7 protein-coding genes are annotated in these 6,534 nt (G+C 57.7%); 2 read left to right on the top strand and 5 right to left on the bottom strand.

The genetic code is table 11. The annotated features are described in order from the left end of the window. The 4 genes from repC (J9893_RS06910) to J9893_RS06925 form a co-directional block, all read right to left on the bottom strand. On the bottom strand, positions 1-756 hold a 756-nt coding region (repC, locus tag J9893_RS06910), incomplete at its 3' end, for a replication protein C, IncQ-type (RefSeq protein ID WP_210621913.1). Continuing rightward, positions 746-1,588 carry a helicase RepA family protein gene (locus tag J9893_RS06915; protein WP_128314198.1) on the bottom strand — a complete coding sequence of 281 codons (843 nt, stop codon included), beginning with the start codon at positions 1,586-1,588 and terminating at the stop codon, positions 746-748. The genes J9893_RS06915 and repC (J9893_RS06910), both read right to left, overlap by 11 nt. A 30-nt stretch (positions 1,589-1,618) precedes the next feature. After that, positions 1,619-1,825 carry a plasmid repression protein F gene (gene urfF, locus J9893_RS06920; RefSeq protein ID WP_128314199.1) on the bottom strand — a complete coding sequence of 69 codons (207 nt, stop codon included), beginning with the start codon at positions 1,823-1,825 and terminating at the stop codon, positions 1,619-1,621. A gap of 76 nt (positions 1,826-1,901) precedes the next feature. Continuing rightward, complete coding sequence (locus J9893_RS06925; RefSeq protein WP_172688246.1) at positions 1,902-4,019, bottom strand: DNA-primase RepB domain-containing protein; 2,118 nt, start codon at positions 4,017-4,019, stop codon at positions 1,902-1,904. Between the two features lie 175 nt (positions 4,020-4,194). Here J9893_RS06925 and J9893_RS06930 point away from each other — a divergent pair, with 175 nt between their 5' ends. Together J9893_RS06930 and J9893_RS06935 are read left to right on the top strand one after the other, a co-directional pair. Beyond that, positions 4,195-4,533, top strand: coding sequence for a mobilization protein (locus tag J9893_RS06930; protein ID WP_223917427.1), 339 nt, complete (start codon positions 4,195-4,197; stop codon positions 4,531-4,533). Positions 4,534-5,016: 483 nt separating this feature from the next. Continuing rightward, positions 5,017-5,673, top strand: coding sequence for a quinolone resistance pentapeptide repeat protein QnrS2 (locus J9893_RS06935; RefSeq protein WP_012537714.1), 657 nt, complete (start codon positions 5,017-5,019; stop codon positions 5,671-5,673). 628 nt (positions 5,674-6,301) lie between these two features. Here the strand turns inward: J9893_RS06935 and repC (J9893_RS06940) are convergent. After that, the coding region (gene repC / locus J9893_RS06940) for a replication protein C, IncQ-type (RefSeq protein ID WP_282597911.1) at positions 6,302-6,534 on the bottom strand (233 nt) is incomplete at its 5' end.

Raw genomic sequence — 6,534 nt, forward strand, 5'->3', positions numbered from 1 at the left:
CGAATCCCGTACCCTTTTGCGCCTTTGGCGCATGGTTGCCCCGCTGGCTTCCTCGGGCCAAACGTAGCTGGACAAGGTATCCACAGTGGCCTTGCCGCTCTTGCCGGGGTCGATCCAGCCACACAGCCGCTGGTGCAGCAGGCGGGCGGTTTCGCTGTCCAGCGCCCGCACCTCGTCCATGCTGATGCGCACATGCTGGCCGCCACCCATGACGGCCTGCGCGATCAAGGGGTTCAGGGCCACATACAGGCGCCCGTCTGCCTCGTCGCTGGCGTAGTCGGCAAGCAGCCGGAACCCCTGCCGCTTGCGGCCATTCTGGGCGATGATGGAGACCGTCCACAGGCGCTCAATGCACTCCCGGATTGCCTTGAACTGGCTGCCGCCATCCTCTGCATACCCGATTTCACGGGCCAGCGCTCGATAGCTTCCCTTGACCACCATGGCGTCAGCTTCGACGGCCTCCCACTTGGGTTCCAGGAACAGCCGGAGCTGTTGCCCGCCTTCGGTCTTGGGTTCCGGGCCAAGCACCAGACCGCTCGGCCCGGCCATGGCCACCAGCCCTTGCAGGATGCGCAGATCATCAGCGCCCAGCGGCTCCGGCCCCTTGAACTCGATCCGCTTGCCGTCGCCGTAGTCATACGTCACGTCCAGCTTGCTGCGCTTGCGCTCGCCCCGCTTGAGGGCACGGAACAGGCCGGGGGCCAGACAGTGCGCCGGGTCGTGCCGGACGTGGGTAAGCTCGTGTTTATGCGGCATCACGCACCCCCCCTTTCTTGGGCTTGGCCCGCTTTTCCAGTGGTACGGGCTTGAGTACGCCGCCCTCGTGCCGCCTTAGCCACCGCTCTTGAAACGGGCTGCCGTAGTTGGCCTTGCTCACGCCAAAGCGCACGAAATAGGCCCTCTGGTTGTCGTCCACGCCCCACGTTTCGGCCTCGGCTGCGGTCATACCGGAGAGGTATGCCTGCCACCGGATGTTATCGACCAGCACCGACGATCCACGGCTGGCCTGCTGCTGGTCGCCTGCGCCCGCCATGGCCGCGCTTTTGTTGGCATGGTGCAGGAAGATGATCGAGCACCCTGTCTCGGCGGCGATGGCCTCCATGCGGCCGATGACTTGGGCCATAGGCCCGGAGGCGTTCTCCTCCTCGATGTGGAAGCGCCTGAGCGTGTCCAGCACCATCAGGCGTCTGCCCTCGGCGGCTTTCATCATGCCGTCGAACCACTCCGGGGTCATGATGTTGGGGCCGTTTCCGATCAGCGGTTTGATCCACAAGTCGGTTGCCACGGCCTGCCGTTCGGCTGCGGAGAGGTGCGCCCCGAGTGCGTGCAGGCGGTGATGGATGGCAACTGGTGGGTCTTCTGCGGGCAGGTAGATCACTCGGCCTGTCGGCAGCTCGCCCACGCCCAGCAGATCGGGGCCGCCAGCGATCTGCATCGCCAGTTGCAGGGCCAGCATGGACTTGCCAGCCCCACCGGGGGATACCAGCGCCCCCACGGTGCCGGCCACCATGTTGGGCAGTACATAGTCAATCGGCGGCGGTAGCTCTGTGAAGCTCGCCAGAATGTCGATAGGCTTATGGGTAGCCATTGATTTGCCTCCTTTGCAGGCGGTTGATGGTCAGGCGCTGGCGGGGCCGCTATCCCCGTCCTGCGCCGCCCTGAGTTCCTCTAGGTACAGTCGCAGCGCCTCGGCCTCATCGTCTGTGGCCCATATCTTACGCGCCTTGCGCCCCAGTTCACGCTGGGTCTCGGCAAACCGAGCCTGCCTGATCGCGTTATCGCTGGCCAACAGGTTGCCAGTCAATTTATCCCGCTTGTCCTTCATACCAGACCTCATTAGAGCTAATGCAAAATACATGGTTAGAGCTAACACCATAACATGGGTTAGCTCTAACTAAAAGTCACATTTCCAGCGTGGGGTATTCCCCCTTGGTTTTTTGCGTCTGCTCAAGCTCGGCGCGGATCTTCTGCACCTCCGGCAGCGCCATCACTTTTTTGATGGTGCGCTCGATGTAGTCGGCCTCATGGCCTGCCTTGCGATCCATGAGGCCGGGGCTGGCCTCGGCCATGGCCTTGGCGATCTCGTCGGGATCTATGCCCTTCATGGCCAACTTCATGGCGGCGATGTAATCGCACTTGCTCAGGTCGTCCCCGAACCGCTTCACCAGCCCCGCCATTTCGCTGCGGTACTCGTCCAAGGCAGTCCTGTGATAACGGCGCGGCTGGGCTGTCTCTATGCCCTCCAGCCTGCGGGCCTGCTCCTGCTGGCGCTCCTTGCTCTCAAGCTCCTGCCCGGCCTCCTGCACCATCTGGGGGCCTGTGGTGGCGGCTTGGCCGCTGGACGCTCGGCACAGCACCCACGGCTGATACCCCGTCTTGGTTGTGTGCTTGGGCTTCTGGTTGGTAAAGCCCGCCAGACGGCCATAGTGGTGGCTATCAGCGCTTGCGGGGTCGGCGTCATACTCTCGGGCCAGCCTGCGGGCAATCGCGCCCCTGTGCTCTGCTGGCGCGTTTGCCGCTACCTTCACCCACGCCTGATAGTTCTTCGGGCTGGTCTCGATAACGGCGGCAGGCTCCCGCCCTTCCTCCTTCATCGCGTCCAGGTCAAAGCTGCTCAAGTCGTCTACCAGGACAAGCCCGTGCCTGGCTGATTCGGCTGGCCGGATATAGATATCGTTGCCCTGAGCGTTCATCCGCTTGAGCCATGCGGCGTTCTCGACCACCTCTTGCAGCGTCCATTCCCGATTCATCATCTTGCCTGTGGCGGAGTCCCTGATGCCAATATCGTACAGGTCGCAGCCCATAGCCTTGAGCTGGCGGGCGATGGCCTGAGAGGTGCGATCCCCCTTCACTTGAGCCTGAGTAGTAGCCACATTGCCCCCTCCTTTGTCGTCCTGAGTTCCGGGGTCAGCCAGAGCCACAATCCGATCAGCAGCACTAGCATAAACAGCAGAAAACCCATCGAGGTGACTACGAAAATCCTCCATCCCAACTGACTCGCTGCGCCCTCGGCCTTCCCGGCTGCCTTGTCCAGTGCCTCGGCTGCGGCCTTCATGTCCTTGGCTGTGCCTTCCCACGCCGTCGCGGCTTTGCCCTGCTGGATCTCCCACTCTCCAGCCTGCTTTATGCTGGCATTTTGAGTCTCCTCTATCGCCGTCACGGCCTTGTCTGCGAGAGTCGCCAAGCTCTGCGCCAGCGGCTCGATCTGCCCCGCCAGCTCGTCGATCCCTCTGGCCTGCCTCACTTTGTCTATCGCGCTCATGGTCGATGCTCTCTCTGTATGCCTGTAGGTCGATGATCTCGGTGTTGGCCGTCTCGATGGACAGGGCCGTATCCGCCCGCCCGGTGCGGATGCCCCGCCCCTCCATCTCCACCACGTTGGGGCCAAGGTGGATGGTCGGCAGGCGCTCGATCCCCTGCGCCTCTAGCGTCCGGTGGTCGATGCGGGCTTCGTGGCCTGCCATCTCCAGCGCCCGGTTGGCATGGTCTGCCCATGCTGCTCGGGTCTTCTCAAGCCACGCCTTGGGCTTCAAACTCTCGGTTTTCTGCGCCCCCCCCTGCCCCGGATTTTTCGGGTTGTACCTGCTGAACCACTGATCTTTCTTGCGCTCGACGCCATCGTTTTTGCGCTCGGACATCATCAGGTGGCAATGCGGGTTCTCACCCCCCCCCTTATGAATCGCCAGCGTATACGGCAGGCGCTCGACCTCGGTCAGGTACTTGGCGAAGTCGTCCACGAGCACCCGCTGCTGATCGAGCGTCAGCTCGATTGGCAGGGCAAATTCAACCTCTTTGAATAGGCGGCCATTGGCCCGTTCGTACAGGTCGGCGGCATCCCAGTAGTTGCCGACCTCTGCGGCTCCTGCCGCCCATGATGGCATGTTGCCAGACTGGGTGTGCAGCACCTCGTCTTTGTCGCGGGCATACTTGCCCTCGCGCTGAATGTAGTCGGCCTTGGCCTTAGCCGACTGGCCGCCGCCACGGCTGCCAGTCTTGGCCGCGAGATGAAATATCGCCATGTGTAAGCTCCACGCTAGTGGCCCTCGGAGAGCGCACCGCCCCGAAGGGGGGCCGGAGGCAGTTTCTCGCAGAGAAACCGGTAAGTGCGCCCTCCTCATGTTCCATGAGTCGGGTTTGCGGCATCAGTAACCTGATGATACTCTACAACGGGCACATAACAACAGGGCTGTCAACATGGGAAAGTTAGAGGATAAACTCGCCAAGCTCGAAGAACAGAGGGCGCGGATCAATGCCGAGATCCAGCGAGTGAGGGCAAGGGAACAGCAGCAGGAACGGCGGGATGATACTCGGCGCAAGATCATAGTTGGGGCAATGCTCACGGGCATGATAGAGGCGGGAAAGCTGGGGCAGTTCAATGAGGTCTGGCTACGGGCTGAGCTGGACAAGCAGCTTGACCGTGATCCAGACCGAGCCCTGTTTGGTCTGCCACCACTGGCAAAGGCTAAGCCAGAGCAGGTGGTGCAGGAAGAGGCCCCTGCGGGGCTACACACCGCCCCCACTGCTGCGCAGTAGGGGAAAGGCCGCTGTCGCGGCAAAACAGCTCTACGGGCCTCCTGTGGCGTCTCAGACAGGCACCAGCTGTGTGAGTAGAATAAAGTTTCGTTACTAAGTAATAAAGAATCATACTGAGTATTAAAGATTCATACTTAAATGGCAGCGATCAGAGTACACTGCCATTTCTAAAACGTTTATGCCCCATTCCTTCTTAGACCTTGTATCTACTTCAAATTGCAGGCTTCCGTTTAAGGTTACTTTACCTAATGGCGGACATCAGTAATCTATTGGGTTCCTTTTCTCTGTGGCTTTTTAAGCGGATAACTTTTTTCAATGGTGCCGCGTACTTTGAACGTTAACATAGAGGCTCAGGGCGCTATTTTACCCCCTTAAAATAGGCAAAATGAGGGTTTTTAAGATCTTGATTTTTAGTGTTTTTATTTTGGTGATGTGATGTGGCTTTGATGGTAGTGTTGCGTCCAGTTCATCATAGGAGTCAACATGGAAACCTACCGTCACACATATCGACACCACAGTTTTTCACATCAAGATCTAAGTGATATTACTTTCACTGCTTGCACCTTTATCCGATGCGATTTTCGACGTGCTAACTTGCGTGATGCGACATTTATTAACTGCAAGTTCATTGAACAGGGTGATATCGAAGGTTGCCATTTTGATGTCGCAGACCTTCGCGATGCAAGTTTCCAACAATGCCAGCTTGCGATGGCAAACTTTAGTAACGCCAATTGCTACGGTATTGAGTTACGTGAGTGTGATTTAAAAGGGGCCAACTTTTCCCGAGCAAACTTTGCCAATCAAGTGAGTAATCGTATGTACTTTTGCTCAGCCTTTATTACTGGATGTAACCTGTCTTATGCCAATATGGAGCGGGTCTGTTTAGAAAAATGTGAGCTGTTTGAAAATCGCTGGATAGGGACTCACCTCGCGGGCGCATCACTGAAAGAGTCAGACTTAAGTCGAGGTGTTTTTTCTGAAGATGTCTGGGGACAGTTTAGCCTACAGGGTGCTAATTTATGTCACGCCGAACTCGACGGTTTAGATCCTCGAAAAGTCGATACATCAGGTATCAAAATTGCCAGCTGGCAACAAGAACAGCTTCTCGAAGCGTTGGGTATTGTTGTTTTTCCTGACTAGATGCTTACGAATACCTGCTGATAAACTATACACAACATTAATACATTTTCTAATTCAAATCACCAGAGCTAGATCAATACTTCTAGCTCATTCTTGTCCAGAAACGTGTTTGAATGGGGCCAATCAATCTGTGGATGCTCAAGACAACCAGTATGATACTTTATTACTCAGTTGTAGCGTGACTCAGATTTTGTAGTAGGAATTAGTATGAATCTTTATTTCTGGGTGAGTATCATTTAGAACGGTACAAACAGGGTTACTTGACTGCTTAGTATGAAACTTTATTCCTCTCCTACACCAGCGGGCGAAGCCCGCCTTTCCCCCTACTGCGCAGCAGTGGGGGGGTGTGTAGCTTAGCGCAGCGATAAAGGGCCTCCGGCCTCTGGCCGGGCATTGGTCTGTAGGTCTGTAATCTGTAGAGGGTCGGAGCCCCTAAAGGGCTCAGATCCTATGGAAGATCTTGGAAGATCTTGGATCAACTTTTTGCGCAAATGCTACAGGCCAGTGGTGGCGTGGCTTACAGCGTTGTTTTTACTCCCCTGAGCGTGACAGTTACGCCGGGGGTGCGTGACAGTTACGCCGGGGGTGCGTGACAGTTACGCCGGGGGCGTGACAGTTAGCACAGGGGTCAGCCTGCCGCCTTGGGCCGTGCGATGTTGTACTTGCTAGGGGCATATTCGGTGACCGTCCAGCCCAATGAGACAATCTCTGGCAGCGAATCCCGTACCCTTTTGCGCCTTTGGCGCATGGTTGCCCCGCTGGCTTCCTCGGGCCAAACGTAGCTGGACAAGGTATCCACAGTGGCCTTGCCGCTCTTGCCGGGGTCGATCCAGCCACACAGCCGCTGGTGCAGCAGGCGGG

Source organism: Aeromonas sp. MaB10011B (assembly GCF_017939325.1).
Classification (GTDB): Bacteria; Pseudomonadota; Gammaproteobacteria; order Enterobacterales; family Aeromonadaceae; genus Aeromonas; species Aeromonas caviae.

Excerpts from the sequence above, each read along its gene's own strand:
- J9893_RS06915 (WP_128314198.1), bottom strand. The coding sequence starts at position 1,588 with ATGGCTACCCATAAGCCTATCGACATTCTGGCGAGCTTCACAGAGCTA.
- urfF (WP_128314199.1), bottom strand. The coding sequence starts at position 1,825 with ATGAAGGACAAGCGGGATAAATTGACTGGCAACCTGTTGGCCAGCGAT.
- J9893_RS06925 (WP_172688246.1), bottom strand. The coding sequence starts at position 4,019 with ATGGCGATATTTCATCTCGCGGCCAAGACTGGCAGCCGTGGCGGCGGC.
- J9893_RS06930 (WP_223917427.1), top strand. The coding sequence starts at position 4,195 with ATGGGAAAGTTAGAGGATAAACTCGCCAAGCTCGAAGAACAGAGGGCG.
- J9893_RS06935 (WP_012537714.1), top strand. The coding sequence starts at position 5,017 with ATGGAAACCTACCGTCACACATATCGACACCACAGTTTTTCACATCAA.